The organism is Pseudomonas sp. Irchel 3A18 (genome assembly GCF_900187465.1).
In the GTDB taxonomy this organism is placed as follows: Bacteria; Pseudomonadota; Gammaproteobacteria; order Pseudomonadales; family Pseudomonadaceae; genus Aquipseudomonas; species Aquipseudomonas cichorii.
Genome location: NZ_FYDI01000024.1, coordinates 25,923 through 46,729 on the forward strand (window position 1 = coordinate 25,923; position 20,807 = coordinate 46,729).

Annotated in this window: 15 protein-coding genes and 2 pseudogenes; 10 read left to right on the forward strand and 7 right to left on the reverse strand. The window is 56.8% G+C overall.

Annotated elements, in window-relative coordinates; all coding sequences use genetic code 11:
* Positions 1-15: 15 nt before the first annotated feature.
* Together nudE and cysQ are read left to right on the forward strand one after the other, a co-directional pair.
* Positions 16-582, forward strand: a complete 567-nt coding sequence (gene nudE, locus CKW23_RS25565) for an ADP compounds hydrolase NudE (protein WP_095068649.1) — start codon at positions 16-18, stop codon at positions 580-582.
* A complete protein-coding gene (cysQ, locus tag CKW23_RS25570; RefSeq protein ID WP_025262500.1) occupies positions 579-1,418 on the forward strand; it encodes a 3'(2'),5'-bisphosphate nucleotidase CysQ in 840 nt (279 codons plus the stop codon). Before nudE ends, cysQ begins: the two co-directional genes overlap by 4 nt.
* 42 nt (positions 1,419-1,460) lie before the next feature.
* Here the strand turns inward: cysQ and CKW23_RS25575 are convergent, their stop codons facing one another.
* The 6 genes from CKW23_RS25575 to rfbB all read right to left on the reverse strand — a co-directional run bounded on the left by CKW23_RS25575 (position 1,461) and on the right by rfbB (position 7,765).
* A complete protein-coding gene (locus CKW23_RS25575; RefSeq protein WP_095068650.1) occupies positions 1,461-1,931 on the reverse strand; it encodes a YiiD C-terminal domain-containing protein in 471 nt (156 codons plus the stop codon).
* On the reverse strand, positions 1,918-3,303 hold the full coding sequence (locus tag CKW23_RS25580) for a sigma-54 dependent transcriptional regulator (RefSeq protein ID WP_025262498.1): 1,386 nt from the start codon (positions 3,301-3,303) through the stop codon (positions 1,918-1,920). The genes CKW23_RS25575 and CKW23_RS25580 overlap by 14 nt, the downstream gene beginning before the upstream one ends.
* A complete protein-coding gene (locus CKW23_RS25585; protein WP_025262497.1) occupies positions 3,300-5,114 on the reverse strand; it encodes an ATP-binding protein in 1,815 nt (604 codons plus the stop codon). The genes CKW23_RS25580 and CKW23_RS25585 overlap by 4 nt, the downstream gene beginning before the upstream one ends.
* A 154-nt stretch (positions 5,115-5,268) precedes the next feature.
* Positions 5,269-5,814, reverse strand: a complete 546-nt coding sequence (rfbC, locus tag CKW23_RS25590; RefSeq protein WP_025262496.1) for a dTDP-4-dehydrorhamnose 3,5-epimerase — start codon at positions 5,812-5,814, stop codon at positions 5,269-5,271.
* Positions 5,811-6,686 carry a glucose-1-phosphate thymidylyltransferase RfbA gene (gene rfbA, locus CKW23_RS25595; protein WP_025262495.1) on the reverse strand — a complete coding sequence of 292 codons (876 nt, stop codon included), beginning with the start codon at positions 6,684-6,686 and terminating at the stop codon, positions 5,811-5,813. The genes rfbC and rfbA overlap by 4 nt, the downstream gene beginning before the upstream one ends.
* Complete coding sequence (gene rfbB / locus CKW23_RS25600; RefSeq protein ID WP_095068651.1) at positions 6,683-7,765, reverse strand: dTDP-glucose 4,6-dehydratase; 1,083 nt, start codon at positions 7,763-7,765, stop codon at positions 6,683-6,685. Before rfbB ends, rfbA begins: the two co-directional genes overlap by 4 nt.
* 260 nt (positions 7,766-8,025) lie before the next feature.
* On the opposite strand from rfbB, the gene CKW23_RS25605 reads away from it, so the two are divergent.
* From CKW23_RS25605 to CKW23_RS27370, 7 genes and pseudogenes are all read left to right on the forward strand, one after another.
* Positions 8,026-10,938 carry an aminotransferase gene (locus CKW23_RS25605; protein ID WP_095068652.1) on the forward strand — a complete coding sequence of 971 codons (2,913 nt, stop codon included), beginning with the start codon at positions 8,026-8,028 and terminating at the stop codon, positions 10,936-10,938.
* A gap of 187 nt (positions 10,939-11,125) precedes the next feature.
* Entirely contained in the window at positions 11,126-12,004 is an 879-nt protein-coding gene (gene aguB / locus CKW23_RS25610; RefSeq protein WP_025262492.1) for an N-carbamoylputrescine amidase, read from the forward strand.
* A gap of 5 nt (positions 12,005-12,009) precedes the next feature.
* Complete coding sequence (aguA, locus tag CKW23_RS25615; RefSeq protein WP_025262491.1) at positions 12,010-13,122, forward strand: agmatine deiminase; 1,113 nt, start codon at positions 12,010-12,012, stop codon at positions 13,120-13,122.
* 633 nt (positions 13,123-13,755) lie between these two features.
* Complete coding sequence (locus CKW23_RS25625) at positions 13,756-15,069, forward strand: OprD family porin (protein WP_025262489.1); 1,314 nt, start codon at positions 13,756-13,758, stop codon at positions 15,067-15,069.
* Positions 15,070-15,387: 318 nt separating this feature from the next.
* A pseudogene (locus tag CKW23_RS25630) lies at positions 15,388-15,909 on the forward strand (ATP-binding protein); the annotation flags it as partial.
* A gap of 483 nt (positions 15,910-16,392) precedes the next feature.
* On the forward strand, positions 16,393-17,169 hold the full coding sequence (locus CKW23_RS25635; protein WP_051427758.1) for a hypothetical protein: 777 nt from the start codon (positions 16,393-16,395) through the stop codon (positions 17,167-17,169).
* Positions 17,170-17,324: 155 nt separating this feature from the next.
* A complete protein-coding gene (locus tag CKW23_RS27370) occupies positions 17,325-17,540 on the forward strand; it encodes a hypothetical protein (protein ID WP_095068654.1) in 216 nt (71 codons plus the stop codon).
* A gap of 287 nt (positions 17,541-17,827) precedes the next feature.
* Here the strand turns inward: CKW23_RS27370 and CKW23_RS27050 are convergent.
* Positions 17,828-18,212, reverse strand: a pseudogene (locus CKW23_RS27050) (integrase); the annotation flags it as partial.
* 939 nt (positions 18,213-19,151) lie between these two features.
* Here CKW23_RS27050 and CKW23_RS26405 point away from each other — a divergent pair.
* A complete protein-coding gene (locus CKW23_RS26405; protein WP_143499013.1) occupies positions 19,152-20,297 on the forward strand; it encodes a DUF6575 domain-containing protein in 1,146 nt (381 codons plus the stop codon).
* Positions 20,298-20,807 lie beyond the last annotated feature (510 nt).

Here is a 20,807-nt window from a genome sequence, read left to right on the forward strand (position 1 = left end):
GCAAAGGAGCCTGTCATGCGCCAGAAACCTACCGTTCTCGCCCGCGAAATCGTCGCCAGCAGTCGCCTGTTCAGGGTCGAAGAGCTGCAATTGCGCTTTGCCAACGGGGTCGAGCGTACTTACGAGCGGCTGGTCGGTCGGGGTGCGGGATATGGCGCGGTGATGATTGTCGCCATGATCGACGCCGATCATGCGCTGTTGATTGAAGAATATTGCGGCGGCACGGACGAGTATGAATTGTCCTTGCCCAAGGGGCTGATCGAGCCGGGCGAAGATGTGCTGGCGGCCGCCAATCGCGAACTCAAGGAAGAAGCAGGCTTCGGTGCCCGCCAACTGGAACACCTGACCGAGCTGTCCTTGTCGCCCGGTTACATGAACCAGAAGATTCAGGTGGTGCTGGCCACTGATCTTTACGAAGAGCGTCTTGAAGGCGACGAGCCCGAGCCGATTCGCGTCGATCGGGTCAACCTGCGGGAGCTGGCCAATCTGGCCCAGAACGCCCAGTTCACCGAAGGCCGCGCCCTGGCGGCGCTGTATCTGGCGCGCGACCTGTTAACCCAACGTGGATTTTTCCTGCCATGACCGATGTGTTCGACAACCTGCCGCATCCGCTTCTTGCTCCTGTGATCGATCTGGTCCGGCTGGCGGGTGAGGCGATTCTGCCGTTCTGGCGCTCGGGCGTCGCCGTGACCGCCAAGGCCGATGATTCCCCCGTGACCGCTGCGGATCTGGCGGCTCATCAGGTATTGGTCGAGGGGTTGCAGGCGCTTGACCCTTCGATTCATGTGTTGTCCGAAGAAGATGCCGACATTCCCCTGAGCGAGCGTGCAGGCTGGGAACGCTGGTGGCTGGTTGATCCGCTGGACGGCACCAAGGAGTTCATTTCCGGCAGCGAAGAGTTCACGGTCAATGTCGCGCTGATCGAGCGTGGGCGTGTGGTGTTTGGCGTGGTGTCCATGCCCACCAACAATCGCTGCTATTTCGGTGGTGCCGGCCTGGGCGCCTGGCGCAGCGACAATGACAGCCACATTGCGCCCATCGCGGTGCGTAACGAGCCGGGTGCCGGCCAGGAATTCACCGTTGTCGCCAGTCGCCGCCACTCCAGCCCCGAGCAGGAGCGCCTGCTGGCAGGATTGTCCGCTGGCCTGGGCGAGTTGCAACTGACCAGCATCGGCAGCTCATTGAAGTTCTGTCTGGTGGCCGAGGGTGCAGCCGATTGCTACCCGCGACTGGCTCCGACTTCTCAGTGGGATACCGCCGCAGCCCAAGGTGTGCTTGAAGGCGCGGGCGGCGAAGTGCTGCAACTCGATGGCGAAGTGTTCAGCTATCCGCCCCGCGAATCCTTGCTCAACCCGTTTTTCCTGGCCTTGCCTGCGAAGGCGACATGGCGCGAGAAACTGCTGGAGTTGGCCCGGTAGGAGCGAATTCATTCGCGATATGTGTGGTTCGCGAATGCCGGTTCACCGATGCAGCACAAACTGTCCGGTAAACCGCACGGCATCCGCTTCGCTGTCCTGCGCCGTGATGCGGGTCTGCAAGGTCAGGCGCGCACGGCCGCGGCGTTGATAGGTGGCGATGAATTTGTCCCACTGCGCATCATCCGGTGCATCGCACAGGGCAATGGCGTCGCCGCGAACCGGTAGCGGATAACTGATCTGTCCGTCCTGAATCACGATATGCCCATCGTCGATCCCGGCTTCCTGCAACCGCAGGTGCAGCCATCCCCAACCCGCCAGCACCGCGCCGCAATACAGGCTGCCGCCGAACAGCGTGCTTTTGTGATTGATATTGGGGGCCAGCGGCAGATGCAGGCGCAGCCTGTGGTTTTGCCAGTCGATAACCCGCATGCCCATTTCGCGAGTCAGCGGGATGTCGTGGTGCAGGACGCGCTCCAGCGTCTGCGCGGGCGAGTCCTGTTCATTCGAGCTCATCGGCTGCTCCCGTGCTGTCGCCAAAACTCAGGCCGTGTTTACGCAGCTTGTCGTGCAAGGTCTTGCGCGGCAGCCCCAGCGCTTCGGCGAGGCTGCGGACCGAACTGTGCGGGCGTGTCAGTTCGGCAGCAATCAGGGCGCGCTCGAAACTTTCCACCTGATCGCTCAGGCCACCGCTGACCGGCGCGGCGTCCGGCGTGGTGCTGCCTTCCAGCTCCAGTTCCAGCCCCAGAGCGAAGCGCTCGGCGGCGTTCTGCAGTTCGCGCACATTGCCCGGCCAGTTGTGGCGCAGCAAAAGAGCGCGTTGGCCCGGCGTGAGTTCATGCTTGGGAATGCCGTGTCGCATGCTGGCGGCATCGGCGTAATGTTCAAACAGCATCAGCGCGTCTTCGCCTCGCTCTCGCAGCGGCGGAATGCGCAGCGAAGCGACATTCAGGCGGTAATACAAATCCGCCCGGAAACGCCCTTGATCGGCGGCCTGACGCAGGTCTTCCTTGGTGGCGGCAATCACGCGGATATCCAGCGGGATCTGCTGGTTGCTGCCCATGCGCTCGACCACACGCTCCTGCAACAGACGCAGCAGTTTGACCTGCACGTCCATGCTCATGCTTTCGATTTCGTCGAGAAACAGCGTGCCGCCGTTGGCGAACTCGAACTTGCCGATGCGACGCTTTTGCGCGCCGGTGAAAGCGCCTGGCTCATGACCGAACAGCTCGCTTTCCACCACCGATTCAGCCAAGGCCCCGGCGTTGATCGCCACGAACGGGCCGTTGCGGCGGTTGGACAGGTCATGCAAGGCTCTGGCAACCACTTCCTTGCCTGCGCCGGTTTCACCCAGGATCAGCACGTCTGCGCGGGTCGCCGCCAGTGCGCCGATCTGTTCGCGCAGGCGCAGCATCGGCGTGGACTGGCCCACCAGCCGGGTGCTCAATTGCTGGCGATCACTCAAGGCCAGGCGCAGGCTGCGGTTATCCAGCACCAGACGCCGCAGTGCCAGCGCCCGGCGCACGCTGTCGAGCAAGGCATCGCTGGCGAACGGTTTTTCGAGGAAATCATAGGCCCCGGCGCGCATGGCCTGGACCGCCAGCGGGACATCGCCATGGCCGGTGATCAGCAAGACCGGCAATTCCGGGTCCTGGCTGTGCAGGTGGCTCAGCAGTTCCAGGCCATCCATGCCGGGCATGCGGATATCGCTGACGATGACGCCCGGCCAGTCGCGACCGATGCGGCTGGCCAGCCCGTTGGCTTCGGTCAGTGGCAGGACTTTCAGGCCCGCAAGGTCGAGCGTCTGGCTCAAGGCCTGGCGCAGGTGCGAGTCGTCGTCGATCAGCACCACTTGAATCTGGCTGTCGATGGCGGTATCCGAACTCATGCGGAAAGATCCTCTGGCGGTTGAAGGTTGGCCCCGGACGAACCGGCGCGCAGACGCAGGGTGAGCAATGCACCACCGGTCGGGTGATTGGCGAACAACAGTTCGCCGCCCAGGGCGCGCATCAGCGTATCGCAGATCGCAAGCCCCAGCCCCAGGCCCTGAGTACGGGTCTTGGTGGTGAAAAACGGTTCGCGTGCCCGTGCCAGTGCTTCTGGAGTAAAGCCCGAGCCATTGTCGCGAATGTACAGGTTGACGCCTTCGCTTGTGGCTTCGGCACTTATCCACAGCCTGCGGGGCGGGCCTTTTTCGGTCAGGGCATCCAGCGCATTGGCCAGAAGGTTGCCCAATACCTGCCGCAACCGGGTTTCACCGGCCTGAACCCAAAGGGTCGCGTCCGGCAGATCGCGGATCAGTTCGACTTCCATGGCGCGACGCCGTTTGGCCAGCAGCGCCAGGGCGTCGTCCAGTGCCGGTTGCAGCGCAACACTTTCCGGTGCGTGCCGGTCCCGGCGAGCGAAGGCGCGCAGGTGGGCGATGATCGACGCCATGCGGCCGGTCAGCTCGCTGATCAGCTTCAGGTTGCCGCGAGCGTCTTCGGTGCGCTGGTGATCCAGAAGCACTTCCGCGTTTTCGGCATAGCTGCGGATCGCCGCCAGCGGCTGATTGAGTTCATGGCTGATGCTGGCTGACATGGTGCCCAGTGCCGAAAGCTTGCCGGCCTGTACCAACTCATCCTGGGCGCGCACCAGTTCCTGCTGAGCCTGCTCGCGCTCCAGAACTTCCTGCTTGAGTCGGCTGTTGAGGCCTTCCAGGTCGCTGGTGCGCTCCATGACGCGCATTTCAAGTTCACGTCGGGCCTTGGCCTCGAAGGCGATGCGATCCAGATAGTGACGACGGCGCTGCATCATCAGGCCCAGCAGCGACATCAGCACCAGCAGGCCTGCACCACCAATTGCAACCACGGTACGCACTTGCCGGTCGAGCAGCACACGGGGCGCAAGGATGCTTACGTTCCAGTCGGTTTCGGCAATCGAGCGGGTCTGGGTCAGCCAGGCACGGTCATCGAGCTTGAGCGGCTTTGGGTCGCGGGTCGGGTAAGGCTGTATGGCAACGATGGCTTTCTTTTCTTCTTCGCTCAGTTCGCGTGTCGCCCGGAAGCGCCATTCCGGGTTGGAAGTCAGGATCACCACGCCATTCTGGTCGGTGAGCAGCAATTGTTCGGGCGTCTTGCCCCACAGGGTTTCGGTGTGGTCCAGATCGACCTTGACCACCAGCACGCCTGTGACTTCGCCGTTGTCACTGACCGGCGCGGCGAAAAAGTAGCCGCGCTTGACCGAGGTTGTACCCAGGCCGAAGAAGCGCCCCAGTTTTCCGGCCAGCGCATCGCTGAAGTAAGGACGGAACGAGAAGTTGCGACCTATGAAGCGGTCGGGCTGCTCCGAATTGGAGGCCGCTATGGTCAGGCCGTTGCGGTCCATCAGGTACATGACGTCTGCGCCGGTTTGCCGGACGATGTCCTTGAGTAGCTGATTGGCCTGCTGTTGTGTCGCCGGATCACCAGGCCGGGCCAACACATCATGCAGGGCCGGCAGGTCCGCGAGAATCTGTGGCAGGGTTTCGTAGCGGTGCAGGGTGCCCAGCAGGCTGGCCACGTACAGGTCCAGGGTCTGGCGATTCTGGCTGGCCAGTTCGCTTCGGTAGTAGCGTTCGGCAAGGTGTTCGAGCGGCCACAGCATAGGGGCCAGGCACAAGGCCAGAAGGGCGAGGCTGCGCCAGCGAGGGCGTTGTGGAATAGCGGCTTTGGTAGTCATGTCTGGGCGATGGCCGAAGGGGTGCGGGCCTGTCTTTCGCGAACGAATTGGCTTCTACCGTGCGTAGGAGCGAATTCGTTCGCGAACCTCACGATCGCGTCAGAGCAGGCGTCTCAGTAAGCAGCATTATGCCTGCCGCTGAACCGACAGGCACTCATGCAAACAGATCTGCTTCCTTCAGGCTCTTGCCTTGCTGGTCCTTGGCCGACAATTGCGGTGCTCCGGCAAGTTCCCAGTCGATGCCCAGGTCGGCATCGTCCCAGCGAATGCAGCGCTCGGCGGACGGGGTGTAGTAGTCGGTGGTCTTGTACAGGAACTCTGCGTAATCGCTCAGCACCACGAAACCATGGGCGAAGCCTTTGGGGACCCACAACTGGCGACCGTTTTCAGCCGACAGGCGTACACCTGCCCATTGGCCGAATGTCGGAGAGCTGCGGCGGATATCCACGGCGATATCCAGCACTTCGCCAGCTGTGACCCGCACCAGTTTGTCCTGAGCGTTTTCGATCTGGTAATGCAGGCCACGCAGTACGCCTTTCTGCGAACGCGAGTGGTTGTCCTGGACGAAGTCCGGCTTGATGCCGGTCGCTTCGAAGAAAGCCCTGGCGTTGTAGCTTTCGTAGAAGAAGCCGCGCTCATCGCCGAACACTTTGGGTTCGATGATCAAGACGTCTTGCAACTTTGTGGCTGTCACTTTCACTTACGTTCCCCTGCAAGTTGGAACAGATACTGGCCGTAACCGGTCTTGCCAAAATAATCGGCACGGTGCAGTAAATGTTTACAGTCTATCCAGTCATTCTGATAAGCGATTTCTTCAAGGCAGGCAACCTTCAGGCCTTGTCGATGTTCGATGGTCTGCACATACGCCGAGGCATCGAGCAGGCTGTCATGGGTCCCGGTATCGAGCCAGGCAAAGCCCCGCCCGAAACGTTCGACCCGCAACTCGCCGCGCTGCAGATAGGCGTTGTTCACATCGGTGATTTCCAGTTCGCCGCGTGGTGACGGCTTCACGTCCCTGGCGATCTGGATCACTTCGTTATCGTAGAAATACAAACCTGTGACCGCGTAGTTGGATTTTGGAGCCTCGGGTTTTTCTTCGATGGACAGCGCACGGCCTTCATCGTCGAAATCGATGACACCGAAGCGCTCCGGATCTTTTACCCAGTAGCCGAACACCGTGGCACCTTTGGTATTTGCCGCGGCTTTTTGCAGTTGCTCGCTGAAATGCTGACCGTGGAAGATGTTGTCCCCCAGAATCAGGCACACCGAGTCATTGCCGATGAACTCTTCCCCGATAAGGAACGCCTGAGCCAGACCATCGGGCCTGGGCTGCTCGGCGTAGTGAAAGCTTACGCCGAACTGACTGCCGTCGCCCAGCAGTTTGCGGTACTGCGGCAAATCCAGAGGCGTGGAGATAATCAGGATTTCACGGATGCCGGCCAGCATCAGCACCGAAATCGGGTAGTAGATCATCGGTTTGTCATAGACCGGCAGCAGTTGCTTGGAGATGCCCAGTGTGATCGGGTGCAAGCGTGAGCCCGAGCCCCCGGCCAGTACGATTCCCTTTGTCATGCGATCAGATCCTTGTGGTCAGTGAAGCCCAGTCGTTCTCCCTGATAACTGCCATCCTGAACCCTGCGGCACCAGTCCAGGTTATCCAGATACCACTGCACGGTCTTGCGCAGCCCTGAGTCGAAGGTTTCGACAGGCGTCCAGCCCAGCTCGTGTTCGATCTTGCCCGCATCGATGGCGTAGCGTTGATCGTGGCCGGGACGGTCGGCCACGTAAGTGATCAGGTCACTGAAGTGCTCCACACCCACGGGACTTGCCGGGGCCAGCTCTTCCAGCAAGGCACAGATGCCGCGCACCACATCGATATTCTTCTGCTCGTTGTGCCCGCCAATATTGTAGGTCTCGCCGACCAGGCCCTCGGTCACCACCTTGAACAGCGCCCGGGCGTGGTCTTCGACGTACAGCCAGTCACGCACCTGCAGACCGTCGCCGTACACCGGCAGTGGTTTGCTCGCCAGTGCGTTGAGAATCATCAGCGGGATCAGCTTTTCGGGGAAATGAAACGGCCCGTAATTGTTCGAGCAGTTGGTCACGATCACCGGCAGCCCGTAAGTGCGATGCCAGGCCCGCACCAGATGGTCCGAAGCCGCCTTGCTGGCGGAGTAGGGCGAGCTGGGCGCATAAGGCGTGGTTTCGGTGAACAGGTCATCGACGCCATGCAGGTCGCCGTACACTTCATCGGTGGAAATATGATGGAAGCGAAAGACTCGGCGCTCGGCTTCGGGCAATGTCAGCCAATAGCCGCGAGCAGCTTCCAGCAGGCTGTAGGTGCCGACGATATTGGTCTGGATGAAGTCGCCCGGGCCATCGATGGAGCGGTCCACATGGGACTCGGCCGCCAGATGCATGATGGCGTGGGGCTCGAACCGTTCGAGCACGGCGCGGACTCTGGCCTGATCACAGATATCGGCCTGTACGAACTCGTAGCGTGTGTCGGTCGCGATGCAACTCAGTGATTCAAGGTTGCCCGCGTAGGTCAGCTTGTCGAAGTTGAGGACTTCGTGCTCAGTGTTCTGTATCAGATGTCGGATCAATGCAGAGCCGATAAAGCCTGCTCCACCGGTCACGAGTATTCGCATGATCGGGTCTTCTCTGTAGTAGGTCTTGATCGTTATGCAGCATAGCCTGTCGCATGGCGACGTGCGGTATGCAGACAGCATCGGACAATATCCGGTGCACACGTAATGAAATAAATTGATAGATCACAGCCCCGTCGCCATAAAACCGCCGTCCGTTCACTGAACAGAAGTTGGTGACGAGGATCAGGCACCCTATAGTTGCTCGATTGGAATGCCGTTGCCGATCTGGCCGGGGATCATAACAAGAACGAGGTTGTTACATGCCGCTCGCTACGCTTATCCGCCGCTCCAGCCTGCCTTGTCCGCAGGTCGATACTGACCAGGCCCTGCAACTGCTTGAGCAGCATTACGGGTTGAGCGGTGCCCTGAAAGAGTTGGGCAGCCAGCAGGATCGCAACTTTCTGCTCGACGCCGGGCAACGCCGCTATGTGCTGAAAATCTGCCACGGCGATTACTCCACTGTGGAGCTGGACGCCCAGCATGGGGCGTTACAGCATCTGGCCAGCCATTCGGCGGTGCGCGTGCCGGGCGTGATCCGCGCCAACAGCACCGAGCAGTTGCTGTCTCTGGACGTCGATGGCCGGGCCGTTCATGTGCGTTTGCTGGAGTTTATCGACGGCCAGTCTCTTGGCCATGTTCAGCATCTGAGCCATGAGGTGGTGGCCAGTCTCGGCGAGCTGTGCGCTCAGGTCGATCAGGCGCTTGCAGCCTTTGAACATCCCGGTCTTGAGCGCATCCTGCAATGGGACCCCCGGCATGCCCAGGCCCTGATCAGGCACCTGCTGCCGGTGATCTCGAACGCCAATGAGCGTCTCTGCCTCATGGAGGCCGCCGAGCAGGCGCATAAGCGTTTGCTGCCACTCATTCCGGAACTGCCGATCCAGGCCGTCCATCTGGATATCACCGAACACAATGTGGTCTGGACTCGGGATGCGGAGCGGCGCTGGCAACTGCAAGGCCTGATCGATTTCGGGGATCTGGTCACTACCTGGCGAGTGGCGGATCTGTCGGTCACCTGCGCTGCGCTGCTGCATCATGCTGAAGGTGATCCTTTCTACATCCTGCCGGCGATTCGCGCCTACCACGCCATCAATCCGCTGAAGACCGCTGAGTTGCAGGCCTTGTGGCCACTGATCGTCGCCCGCTCGGCGGTGCTGGTGCTCAGCAGTGAGCAGCAGGCCAGTGTCGAGCCGGGCAACACCTATATCCAGGCCAATCTGGAAGGCGAATGGGGCATCTTCGAGGTAGCGACCTCGGTGCCGATGCAACTGATGGAAGCTGCCATTCTGCAGGCGGTCGGGATCGAGCCGGAGACTGCTGCACAGCCGGTTTATTTCCCACTGCTGCCCAGCCTGGCTGGCCGTGAATTCCAGATCGTTGATCTGGGCGTGCTCAGCGAGCATTTCGTGGCCGGGAACTGGGAGCAAAGCGGTATCGACGAGCGCTTGCTGATGGAAGCCGCCGCCCGTACCGGGCAGGCCTCGAGCCGCTTTGGTGAATATCGCCTGTCACGCACCTTGCCCGACAGCGCTACAGAGCCTGACACCTTTGCCTTGCACGTCGAACTGCATCTGCCAGCCGAAACGCCTCTGCATGCACCCTTCAACGCAACTTTGCGCCTGACGGCCGATGCGGCGCTGTGGCTGGTGGGCGATGCGCTGAGCGTGAGGTTGTGGGGCGCCGTGACAGACCTGAAGCCCGGAAGTCTCGTCGTGGCGGGTGATGTGATCGGGCAGGGCGGTGGTTCCCTGCTGCTGCAACTTTGCACGGATGCCGAACTGAGCCCGCCACTGTTCACTACAGCATCACGGGCCGCTGCATGGCGAGTGCTGAGCCCATCGCCCGCGACCTTGCTGGGGTTTGACTGTGATGCGCCTGCTGTTGCGGATGCACCCGAGCTGCTGAACCGCCGCGATGCCAGCTTCGCCCGCTCGCAGAAGCATTATTACCAGGCCCCGCCACAGATCGAGCGTGGCTGGCGCAATCACTTGATCGACATGCAAGGCCGTTCCTACCTGGACATGCTCAATAACGTGGCGGTGCTGGGCCATGGTCATCCGCGCATGGCCAAGGAAGCCGGTCGCCAGTGGTCGCTGCTCAACACCAACTCCCGTTTTCATTACGCTTCCATCGTCGAGTTTTCAGAGCGCCTGCTCAAGCTGGCACCCGAAGGGATGGACCGTGTGTTCCTGGTCAACAGCGGCACCGAGGCCAATGACCTGGCAATTCGTCTGGCCTGGGCCTACAGCGGCGGACGCGACATGCTCAGCGTGCTGGAGGCCTATCACGGCTGGTCGGTGGCCACCGACGCCATCTCTACTTCTATTGCCGACAACCCTCAGGCGCTCAGTACCCGTCCGGACTGGGTGCATCCGGTGACCGCGCCCAATACCTACCGCGGCCCTTATCGTGGCAGCGACAGCACGCCGGACTATGTGCGCAGCGTCGATCAAACGCTGGCAACGCTGGCTGAACAGCAGCGGCAAGTGGCCGGGTTCATCTGCGAGCCGGTGTATGGCAATGCCGGCGGGATTTCCCTGCCGCCGGGTTATCTGCAACAGGTCTACCAGAAGGTCCGTGCGCAGGGCGGCGTGTGCATCGCCGACGAAGTGCAGGTGGGCTATGGACGCCTGGGCCATTACTTCTGGGGCTTTGAAGAGCAGAACGTGGTGCCGGACATCATCACCATGGCCAAGGGCATGGGCAACGGTCATCCGTTGGGTGCTGTCATTACCCGCCGCGAAATTGCCGAAGCGCTGGAGGCCGAGGGTTATTTCTTCTCGTCATCCGGTGGCAGCCCGGTCAGTTGCCGGATTGGCATGGCGGTGCTGGATGTGATGGAAGAAGAAAATCTGTGGGAAAACGCCCGCCAGGTCGGCGACTACTTCAAGGCGCGACTGGAGGCTTTGGCCGATAAACATCCGCTGGTGGGGGCCGTGCATGGCATGGGCTTCTATCTGGGTGTCGAATTCGTCCGGGACCGCCAGACCCTGGAGCCTGCCACCGAAGAAACCGCACAATTGTGTGATCGCCTGCGCGAACTGGGCATTTTCATGCAGCCGACCGGCGATTACCTGAACATTCTCAAGATCAAGCCGCCGATGTGTACTACCCGGAAAAGCGTGGAATTTTTTGTCGAGAGTGTGTCCAAGGTGTTGAGCGAGCTGGAATAAATTCGATGGGTATCGGCTTAAATTGATGTTTTATTTTGTTTTGAGCCGATATCTACTTTAAAAGCCGATTTTTATCCGTTATAAAACGGCAACTGTTTACTGATATCTGTGGGAGCGAATTCAATCGCCATTCGCGAATGAATTCGCTCCCACCGTTTTTACATGAGCCCGCCCAGGAGGCATTTCCATGAGCCGTATCGTCACCGTCGCTGCCACCCAGATGGCCTGTTCCTGGGATCTGGAAGCCAATATCGAAACTGCCGAAAAGCTGGTCCGTGAGGCTGCTGCCAAAGGTGCGCAGATCATCCTGATCCAGGAACTGTTCGAGATGCCGTACTTCTGCCAGAAGCCCAACCCGGACTATCTGCAGTTGGCGACCAGCCTGGAATCCAACGTTGCCATCAAGCACTTCCAGAAGATCGCCAAGGAGCTGCAAGTGGTGCTGCCCATCAGCTTCTTCGAGCTGGCAGGGCGTGCGCGCTTCAATACCATCGCGATCATCGATGCGGACGGCACCAACCTGGGCATCTACCGCAAGAGCCACATCCCGGACGGTCCTGGCTACCACGAGAAGTATTACTTCAATCCGGGCGACACCGGCTTCAAAGTCTGGCAGACCCGCTACGCGAAAATCGGCGTGGGCATCTGCTGGGATCAGTGGTTCCCGGAGTGCGCCCGCAGCATGGCGTTGCAAGGCGCGGAAATCCTGTTCTACCCGACTGCCATCGGCAGCGAGCCGCATGACAAGACCATCAGCTCCCGCGATCACTGGCAGCGTGTGCAACAAGGCCATGCCGGCGCCAACCTGATGCCGCTGATTGCCAGCAACCGCATCGGCAACGAAGAGCAGGACGGTTACGACATTACGTTCTATGGCTCGTCATTCATCGCCAACCAGTTCGGTGAAAAAGTCGCCGAACTCGATGAAACCGAAGAAGGCGTGCTGGTCCACACTTTTGACCTGGACGAACTGGAGCATATCCGCAGCGCCTGGGGCTCGTTCCGTGACCGCCGTCCGAACCTGTACGGCGCGATCAAGACCCTCGATGGCTCGCTGGAGTCCTGATGGCCATGACGACGCTCAAGAGCACGCCCCGCGCTGACGGCTTCCACATGCCCGCCGAATGGGCACCGCAGACTCAGGTCTGGATGGTCTGGCCGGAGCGTCCCGACAACTGGCGCCTGGGCGGCAAGCCCGCGCAGGCTGCCCACGTTGCCATCGCCAAGGCGATTGCCCGTTTCGAGCCGGTCACGGTCGCGGTTTCGGCCAGGCAATATGACAATGCCCGTGCCCACCTGGACATGCCCAACATTCGCGTGGTGGAAATCAGCAATGACGACGCCTGGGTGCGCGATACCGGCCCGACCTTCGTCATCAACGACCACGGCGAAGTGCGCGGCGTGGACTGGGACTTCAACGCCTGGGGCGGTTTTGACGGCGGTCTGTATTCGCCCTGGAACCTGGACTCGCAACTGGCGAGCAAGGTCCTGGAAATCGAGCGTTGCCCGCGTTATGTGACCGAAGGTTTTGTGCTGGAAGGCGGCTCGATCCATGTCGATGGCGAAGGCACTCTCATTACCACTGAAGAATGCCTGCTCAATCGCAACCGTAACCCGAACCTTTCCCGCGAGCAGATAGAAGCGGTGCTCAGCGACAATCTGGCGGTGGACAAGGTCATCTGGCTGCCCGATGGCCTGTTCAACGACGAGACGGACGGGCATGTGGACAACTTCTGCTGCTACGTGCGCCCGGGTGAGGTGTTGCTGGCCTGGACCGATGATCCCAAAGACCCCAACTACACACGTTGTCACGCCGCGTTGAGTATTTTGGAAAACACCCGGGATGCCAAAGGGCGTGAAATCACCGTCCATAAAATGCCCATTCCTGGTCCTTTGTTCGCGACCGAAGAAGAATGCGCAGGTGTCGACAAGGTGCACGGCAGTCAGGAGCGCGACCCTTCGGTGCGTCTGGCGGGCTCTTATGTGAACTTCCTGATCGTCAACGGCGGCATCATTGCACCGAGTTTCGACGACCCGATGGACGAGACAGCCCGTGAAATCCTGCAGCGGCTGTTCCCGGAGCATGAGGTAGTGATGGCTCCGGGCCGTGAATTACTGCTGGGCGGAGGCAATATTCACTGTCTGACTCAGCAGCAACCTGCTCCACGGAAGGCATTTACGTAACATTTGCTTACATGCGTAACTGGCAAATGGTCCTGTTTTTGCTGCACTAAGCCTATCAACCGATAGGCTTTTTTTTGGGTAACGCTTTGTAGCAATTACCTTGAGTCTGGCCCGACGGTGGGTAAATAGCGGGAGGTTTTTTTCGTTCTTCTGTCACAAAGCGTCCGTAGATTTAGCCCCTCATGGCTCAAGAGGTTGTCATTATGAACGCAGGTATCAACCGGCATAATGCTCGTGGTTTGTCTGCTAGTAACGAGGCTCGTCAGATGATGGCGGATTGGTTAAGGACGACCAAACTCCCGAAACCCCGACCGGATGTGCGAGCAATGCTTCTGCAGCGATATCCGGCAGGTCTGTTCAACGATGCGGAACTAGAGGCTCTGTTGGGCGTACTGAAAGACTGATTATCGCGTAGGACCCTTCTAAGACGGCCATCTCCGTGTTTGACACCCCTCAAGCCTTGGGACTAGGATTCACGTCCCACCGCTTGTGGCTATAAGCCATGTACGTCCATCTGTAGTCCACTGCGATGATTTCGTTCGGTCTTCTATACTTTTGCCCAAAGTTAGAGTCCACGGTCAACCTTAGGGAAGCCGCCACGGCGCGTGTAAATCCGTAATGAAGGAAAATAAGATGTTTAATAAACGTATCGGTTTGCTCGCTCTGGGCATTATCAGCGCCAGCCAGGCAATGGCGCAGGGGCAAGCAGATTCCAAGGGCTTCATTGACGACAGCCACTTGACCATCAATCTGCGCAACGCTTACATCAACCGCGATTACAAGAACGAGGGTGACGACAAGGCTGAATGGGGCCAGGCGTTCATCGGTAACTTCACGTCCGGTTTCACCCAAGGCACTGTGGGTGTGGGCGTGGATGCATTCGGTCTGTACGGCATCCGTCTGGATGGTGGTAAAGGTCGTAGCGGCTCTGGCGGTATCGACTTCTTCAAACCAGGTAGCGATGGCGTTGACGCCAATGGCGACAATATTCCTACCTCATCGAACCACAACCTGACACGTGCTGGCGCAGCGGTAAAATTCCGCGTTTCCAACACTGTGCTCAAGTACGGCGATCAAATGCCTCAGCTGCCAGTGCTGAGCTACGATAACTCGCGCCTGTTACCGGAAAGTTACACCGGCACCATGATCACTTCCAAAGAGATCGAAGGCCTGGAAGTCGTTGCTGGTCGTTTCACTCAGGAAGCTCGCAAGAGTGCTGAAGGTCGCGACAGCGGTGGCTTGAAGAGCATCAACGTGTTCGGTGGTAGCTACAAGTTCACTGACGCATTCAGCGCAGCAGCTTATGCTTCCGACAACGAAGATGTCTTCAAGAAGCAGTACCTGAACCTGAACTACGTCTTCGCTCTGCCACAAGACCAGTCTCTGACTCTGGACTTCAACGGCTACAAGACCAAGCTGGACAAGGACTACTCGGCTGCTGCAGCCGCTGGCGCACGTGACAACAAGATCTGGAGCCTGGCGGCGACCTGGGCTGTGGGTATCCACTCCTTCACCCTGGCTCACCAACGCAGCAGCGGCGAGACTGCCTACAACTACGGCGGCTATAAAAATGCCGGTGGTTTCGGTGATGGCGGCAACACCATCTACCTGGCCAACTCCTACTGGTCTGACTTCAACGGTAAGGACGAGCGTTCGTGGCAAGTTGCCTACGGCGTCGACCTGTCCAGCCTGATCACTCCAGGCCTGAGCTACAAGACTGCCTACGTTCGCGGTGACAACATCGACGACGGCACTCCGGGCAGCGGCAACGGTACTGAGCGCGAGTTCTTCAACCAGCTGACTTACGTGGTACAGGGCGGCCCGGCCAAGGACTTATCCGTTCGCCTGCGTAGCTCGATCCTGCGTGTTTCCGCTGACGCTCAGGGTTACAACAGCGAAGGTAACGAAGTGCGTGTCTTTGTGGATTACCCAATCAACGTCTTCTAATGACGTGACTGTGTAACCGCTGTTCGAAAATGCCCCGCTCTCTGGATCGGGGCATTTTTTATGGGCGACTGTCAGGCATAGGCCGGGATGCTCAAGCTGTCAGGGCATAGGCTGACGGTGGTGTGGCAATACTTGATAATTTCTTTCTGAGACAGAGCACGGCAGGCGAAGGTTGACGCTGTCACTTTTCGGCCCTGAAACCGGGGCCGGATCAACTAGAACATGGATGGTAAAAAATCAGGACGTCGAGCAGCGGCTGCTGAATCATCTGGGCAACATCAAAAATGTTGCTCAACGCTTGAGAGGTCAGGATGAATAAGACACCCGCAGGCACGGGGGCGGGCTGTTTGTTATAGCAGCAAGAACGCCGATGAATATTAGAATTTGCAACACTTTGCTGGTCCTATGGCTGAAGTGATTGAGCAACTGTTCACGTTCATCAGGCGTAATACGCCATCGAGAGCGCGCTTCAGCAATGACCGCACCCAGCGTGAAGATATTCCCCTGTACCCCGAAGTGGCGATTCGTGAAGGCATCGTCAATGCTTTTGCCCACCGCGACTACAGCAGTTTCTCCGGGGGCATCAAAGTGGAAATAAGCCCGGCACAGGTAAAGATCTGGAATTCGGGGACGCTACCTGAGGGGGTCAGTGCAGATCAATTGCAACACGGGCATATTTCAGTGCTGCGCAACCCGGACATTGCCCATATTCTTTACCTGCTCGGTTATATGGAAAAGCTCGGGCGCGGCAGCGTATTGATCTGTCAGGCATGTGAAAGTGTCAGTCATTTATTCCTTCATTTTAAATCTGGCTCGATAGCAATCGTTATAAAGTTCTTCATCATTACTATAAGTGATAAGAATTTTTACACGTGCGGCTGCGAACGGCTTTCTGTGACCAGGGTCATACGCTGCTCGTGATGGTTTTTCAGTTTGCCTCACGTTCAAACGTGTTCTTTCAGCAACGTGCCCTTGGCACAGTGTTGCGCCCAAGGCGTGGAGCACCTGTGCCCGAATCAGGCCGTTTGAAAAATGAAGCTGTTAATTTGTTTTCAAAGGATTTAAAGTACTTACGCAGAGGTAAGTATGGGTAAAAAGCTAAAGAGTGAGACAAGCTTTGTAAGAAAATATTTCAGATAAAGGCAGTTGATAAAGAAAATAAAAAACTTCCAATTACTCATCGGTAGGCAATAAAAATCAAGAAGTATTTTTCAAACTATTCAATATAGAATATTCATTACACTTTTAATTTCTGTTCATTATTCTTCGGCAAGGATCTGGCTTTCTCATGGATTAAGGTCTCCTTGGCCGAGGTAATTACAAATGGACAAACGAACTGCTAACCCGCTTTATTTAGTCATCCCCTTGATAGCGGGAGCAGTGGCACTGATTGCCAGTGAGCCTGTGTTGGCAGACCCACGTGAGCTGCGCATCGATTTGCCCGATCCACTCCCTCACGTACGAGTGCTGACCGTTCTGGTAGGCCTGCACCTTCTCGGCCTGTGCTTCGGCCTGGGCGGCGCGACCATGCTGGATTACTGGATCCTTCGCTGGATGCGCAAAGGCAGTCTTCCGGTTGAAATCAAGAGTACCTTCACCTTCATCAGCACCGTGGTCGCCATAGGCCTCGGCCTGCTGTGGCTTTCCGGCCTGGGATTCCTCGCCCTTTACGGCCTGGAGTCTCCGGAAAAACTCAGCAACCCCAAGCTCTGGGCAAAGGTATGCATAGTCTCGGCCCTGACCCTCAACGGCATGCTTATCCACGTATTCGTATTGCCCGTCGTGTTGCGCGACATGAGCCAACCGATTCTGGATGGCGTTTCGCGTAGCCGCATCGCCATATTCCTGGCTTCAGGCGCTCTTTCCGCGATCTCCTGGTACACCGCGTTTGCACTCGGCATCTTTCGCGAACTGAACAATAGCGTTTCTTTCAGCCTGCTGATCGCACTGTGGCTGACCCTGACCGTTGCTGCATCACTGGCTGCCAGCCTGCTCTGGATGCAGCTTCGTGATGCGCGCAAGAGGAGGTCGCCAGGTACGAGCGCTGTTGCGGTTGATGCAATTGACGAGGCCAAGGCTGAGAGGGTTGTTGTTTCTTGATTGGTTGGGCTGCCACCCTCTGCCGTCAATTGTCGTCTGGGTTGGCAGGTATGGGCTAGAAAAGCCCTGCCAGAAAAAGCCTACGACGAGTTGCTAAACCCAGGCAATGTGGTCGGGTGTAAGATACCCAACAAACGCTTACCATCGAGGCCGCCATGACCGGGATTTCTCTGGACCTGCCGGAAGACCTTTCCAATTCGCTCTGCGAGCTGGCCAAAACGAATGGCCAAACCGTCAGCTATCTGGCGATGGATGTTCTTCGTGACTACATCGGAACAACAGAATGGCCTGCATTTCGTGGTTTTTGGGAGTGCCACTTAGCCTTTGCTTATGAAAATCTTGATGGCCAATTGGTGATCCGCGGGCTTTAGGGCGTTTGCGGATAAGGGCCGGCGGGCGGAACATGGCTTGCCTAGGCGATGCGCTATCAAAATAACGGTCAATCTGTAGTAGTCGTAAGTGGCGTCAGCTCGATCTCACAATTCGACTTTGATTAACCACAAGAGATGCTTGCGTTGCCAGGTCCATGGATTGTCTCGGTGCCAGCGATCTGATATCGCGGCTTGGATAGCCTTGGTTTGGCGGAGGTGACGCTCACGTGTGGCATGCGCGCCAGTCAGTGCCCCAGCCAAGAAGATCTCCATATCGAATGGTTTATTCATACCCGACCACCGATATACGCCGATACCACGTCGATTCGACCATGACCCAGCTCATAGCTGATTTGTAAGCGTGCCTCTCGATCAAGGCGTGGGTCGAGGCGCCTGCACCTGACCCGTTAATGGGTGCTAGGTGATGGGTGATGGGTGATCTGCTCATAGCGTTCGCACGCATAAGCCGCACGCAGTTCGTCGAAGCCTTTGATGTTGTGCGTATGGAGGATATTTCGGTCGGACGATTTCCCGTTGGAAGACGAGGTAGCTTTCGTTCGGTGCCAGCAGGTTGCGGCTGCCGTCGGGCGAGACCTGTTCGGCATACCTCAGCGCTTCGCGAATATGGTCATCCACAGCGATCCAGCGAGGCGCGGTTGCGCCGCCGCGGCCATCTACAAGCGGTTGCTGGGAGGATTGTTGAAGTTCAGAAGAGTCCTACAGCGTTAGTGGGTGGATACCATCAACCGGGGCCGTCGCGAGCAAGCTCCCTCCCACAAAAGCTTCACCCCAAACAAAAAAGGCCCACCTTTCGGTGAGCCTATTTTGGTACTTCGTATGGTGCGGCACCAGACGAACGGTTGCTTTCGGCGAGGCTAGGTTTTCTGCGGGTCTGGAATTTGGTGGAAAATTTGACGTACCCCAACTGGTAACTATAAATAAATCAGCTAGTTATAGCTCTGAGCGGAATCGAACTCGGTATCTACAGCACAAATGACGGTATTGATACCTTTAAAATTTATCACCGTTAGTAGAGTGTCTGAACTCGTATACTCGAGATTGCATTACCGCCAAGCTACGAGACTAGCTCTCCCCCAGGACGGTACTGACACGCTCAAGTATAGGAATCCAAAGGCCATTTGAAGTCGAGCTTTCGAGTTGGTGACTTGATGATGACAACACGCTAGCATTCTCGCCTCACCTATCAGCCTTACCGAGTGACATGGACGTAGAACATGAGTGGCATGAGGAACTGCCTGAGCAGTGCCCCCCAAGCGATGCGATTGAACCTATAGATCTGGTTTGCTATCGCCTTTGCGAAAAAATTCCCGCTACGGATGGCGACTTCCTGTCGCATCGAGCGCTTGCACCTCACCAGGTTTTTAGGGCACCTGAATGTATTGCTCGGGCTATCTCTGTGTTCGGTAGTATCGATGACTGCGCTGATCTTCAGAAGCTTCCAATTCATCGGCATAAATCGATCGCAAAAGTCACTTTGGGTCCAATAGCTGGGGTGATAAAAAAAACCGGAAAAGCGAGGACCCACTATTCTTGGTGGAGAGCAAGAGGGTTTGATCCGGTACCATCCGCGGAAGCGATTGAGGCGGCCCAATGAAAATACTTAAGTTGGAGCTTGTCCTTTTAGACTATGACTACCCTCAGGTATTCATAGGTTATGATCTGCTCGGGCTTTCATATATATGCATGGTTGCACGTCTAAATGGCGTTGAGCCAGTATATTTATGCGTGCCTGTTTCTCCATTTAGAAGAGGGGAAATCTGCTCAGGGAAAATTGATTTAAGACAAGTCTTTAGCAATCCTGAAGTAGGAGAATTTTATTGGGCGTCTCCAGATAGCTTGGAGGGCGATATTTCAATTGCTCTAGCTTCTTTTTCCACCTGCCCGCAAGAGTATCTGGCTGACGACGGCCTGATATTTAATTGTGAAGATGAGGTGGCAAATAAGGCGTTTGAATTGAGATCAACAGTTGCTTATGCTTCGCTTTCAGTCGCCGAAGCGCGGCATGAGACAAGAATTCGTTCTTGGAAACTTTCAGAATTTTTAAGCATTTATCAAAATGTTATTAAAAATTTATCACGACATGCAGTGAAACAAGTAGGCAAGACAATTCCTAGAGATGAGACTCCTTATAATACGGATGTGTTCGGTGTCTCATTTGGTTCATTTACAGTCCACCTACGAAGCTCGGATGAAACTGATTTTTTAGGTGAGAATGCGGTGCTTAAGATGGCATTTGACCGCCTTAATCAGTTTATAGACACCGTATCCAGACCTGATGATGCATTGATTTTCCTTCAGTCTGTTCAAGGGCATACGGCATCTGCTTTGATTCGACTTCTGAATTTTCTGCATGAAAATGATTGCCCTCTAAAGCATCAATGGGCCTCTCCAACTATGCCAGAGTCGCGTTCGAGCACTGTGCGCTTGAGCAGCGCTCGGCAAGTGATCGAATTATGCAGGCAGCGAGCAGACATCGGTGTGGAAAATATTGAGATCACAGGCATAGTCGACTCCGCTGATTTATCTCGTAGCACGTGGAAGATTATCTCTGGAAGCGACACGATGTCAGGGCATATAAAGCCTGGGGCAGATATAAATTTGGCCGGTATTGTTATCGGTGAGAATTACAAATTTAAGTGTGAAGAGAAAGTAGAAGAAATCCTCGGGACTGGAAAGGAAGTCAAAACAATCCACCTTGTTTCGTTTGAAAAAGTAGAATCGTCAAATTTAGTTTAATAATGTGGTCAGTTTTAGTGCTTGAGATTGTCGAATGGCCATTTTAGCTTGACGCTTTTGAGGATGTCTTCGGACTTTAGGTTAGGCAAACATGGAATAGGCGACCATTTGAAATGGCTCGCAACCTAATAGAAAGTATTATATATTTTGGGTTGATTAAAAATGGGACTGCTTTCAAATAAATATCATGCGCTAAAACCTACCCTAGAGTACCTGACGGATAAGGTTGTACTCGCCCAAGCTTGGAAAAAATCGCATCAGTATATTCGCTCGACAAATTGGTATGCGGATAACTTCGAACTCGATAGGTCCGCTATTGATCTGGACGAGTGTCTCGGTCAATGGATCGAAGACTTAAAAAGCCCAAGCTGTTGCCGCTGACCGAAAACTGACCCAGGTGTTCAACTGCTTCTGCTCACTTTTTGAGCAGGAGAACACAGGGTGATCAGCATGGAAATGTTGGGAAAAATCCGGCGGATGTACTTCCGCGACAAGCTCTCGCTGCATCAG

What these genes read in the sequence shown, in the direction of transcription:
- CKW23_RS25580 (WP_025262498.1), bottom strand. Translation starts at nt 3,303, where the DNA reads ATGAGTTCGGATACCGCCATCGACAGCCAGATTCAAGTGGTGCTGATC.
- cysQ (WP_025262500.1), top strand. Translation starts at nt 579, where the DNA reads ATGACCGATGTGTTCGACAACCTGCCGCATCCGCTTCTTGCTCCTGTG.
- aguA (WP_025262491.1), top strand. Translation starts at nt 12,010, where the DNA reads ATGACGACGCTCAAGAGCACGCCCCGCGCTGACGGCTTCCACATGCCC.
- CKW23_RS25605 (WP_095068652.1), top strand. Translation starts at nt 8,026, where the DNA reads ATGCCGCTCGCTACGCTTATCCGCCGCTCCAGCCTGCCTTGTCCGCAG.
- nudE (WP_095068649.1), top strand. Translation starts at nt 16, where the DNA reads ATGCGCCAGAAACCTACCGTTCTCGCCCGCGAAATCGTCGCCAGCAGT.
- CKW23_RS25575 (WP_095068650.1), bottom strand. Translation starts at nt 1,931, where the DNA reads ATGAGCTCGAATGAACAGGACTCGCCCGCGCAGACGCTGGAGCGCGTC.
- CKW23_RS27370 (WP_095068654.1), top strand. Translation starts at nt 17,325, where the DNA reads ATGACCGGGATTTCTCTGGACCTGCCGGAAGACCTTTCCAATTCGCTC.
- rfbA (WP_025262495.1), bottom strand. Translation starts at nt 6,686, where the DNA reads ATGACAAAGGGAATCGTACTGGCCGGGGGCTCGGGCTCACGCTTGCAC.
- aguB (WP_025262492.1), top strand. Translation starts at nt 11,126, where the DNA reads ATGAGCCGTATCGTCACCGTCGCTGCCACCCAGATGGCCTGTTCCTGG.
- CKW23_RS25585 (WP_025262497.1), bottom strand. Translation starts at nt 5,114, where the DNA reads ATGACTACCAAAGCCGCTATTCCACAACGCCCTCGCTGGCGCAGCCTC.
- CKW23_RS25635 (WP_051427758.1), top strand. Translation starts at nt 16,393, where the DNA reads ATGGACAAACGAACTGCTAACCCGCTTTATTTAGTCATCCCCTTGATA.
- CKW23_RS25625 (WP_025262489.1), top strand. Translation starts at nt 13,756, where the DNA reads ATGTTTAATAAACGTATCGGTTTGCTCGCTCTGGGCATTATCAGCGCC.
- rfbB (WP_095068651.1), bottom strand. Translation starts at nt 7,765, where the DNA reads ATGCGAATACTCGTGACCGGTGGAGCAGGCTTTATCGGCTCTGCATTG.
- CKW23_RS26405 (WP_143499013.1), top strand. Translation starts at nt 19,152, where the DNA reads ATGAAAATACTTAAGTTGGAGCTTGTCCTTTTAGACTATGACTACCCT.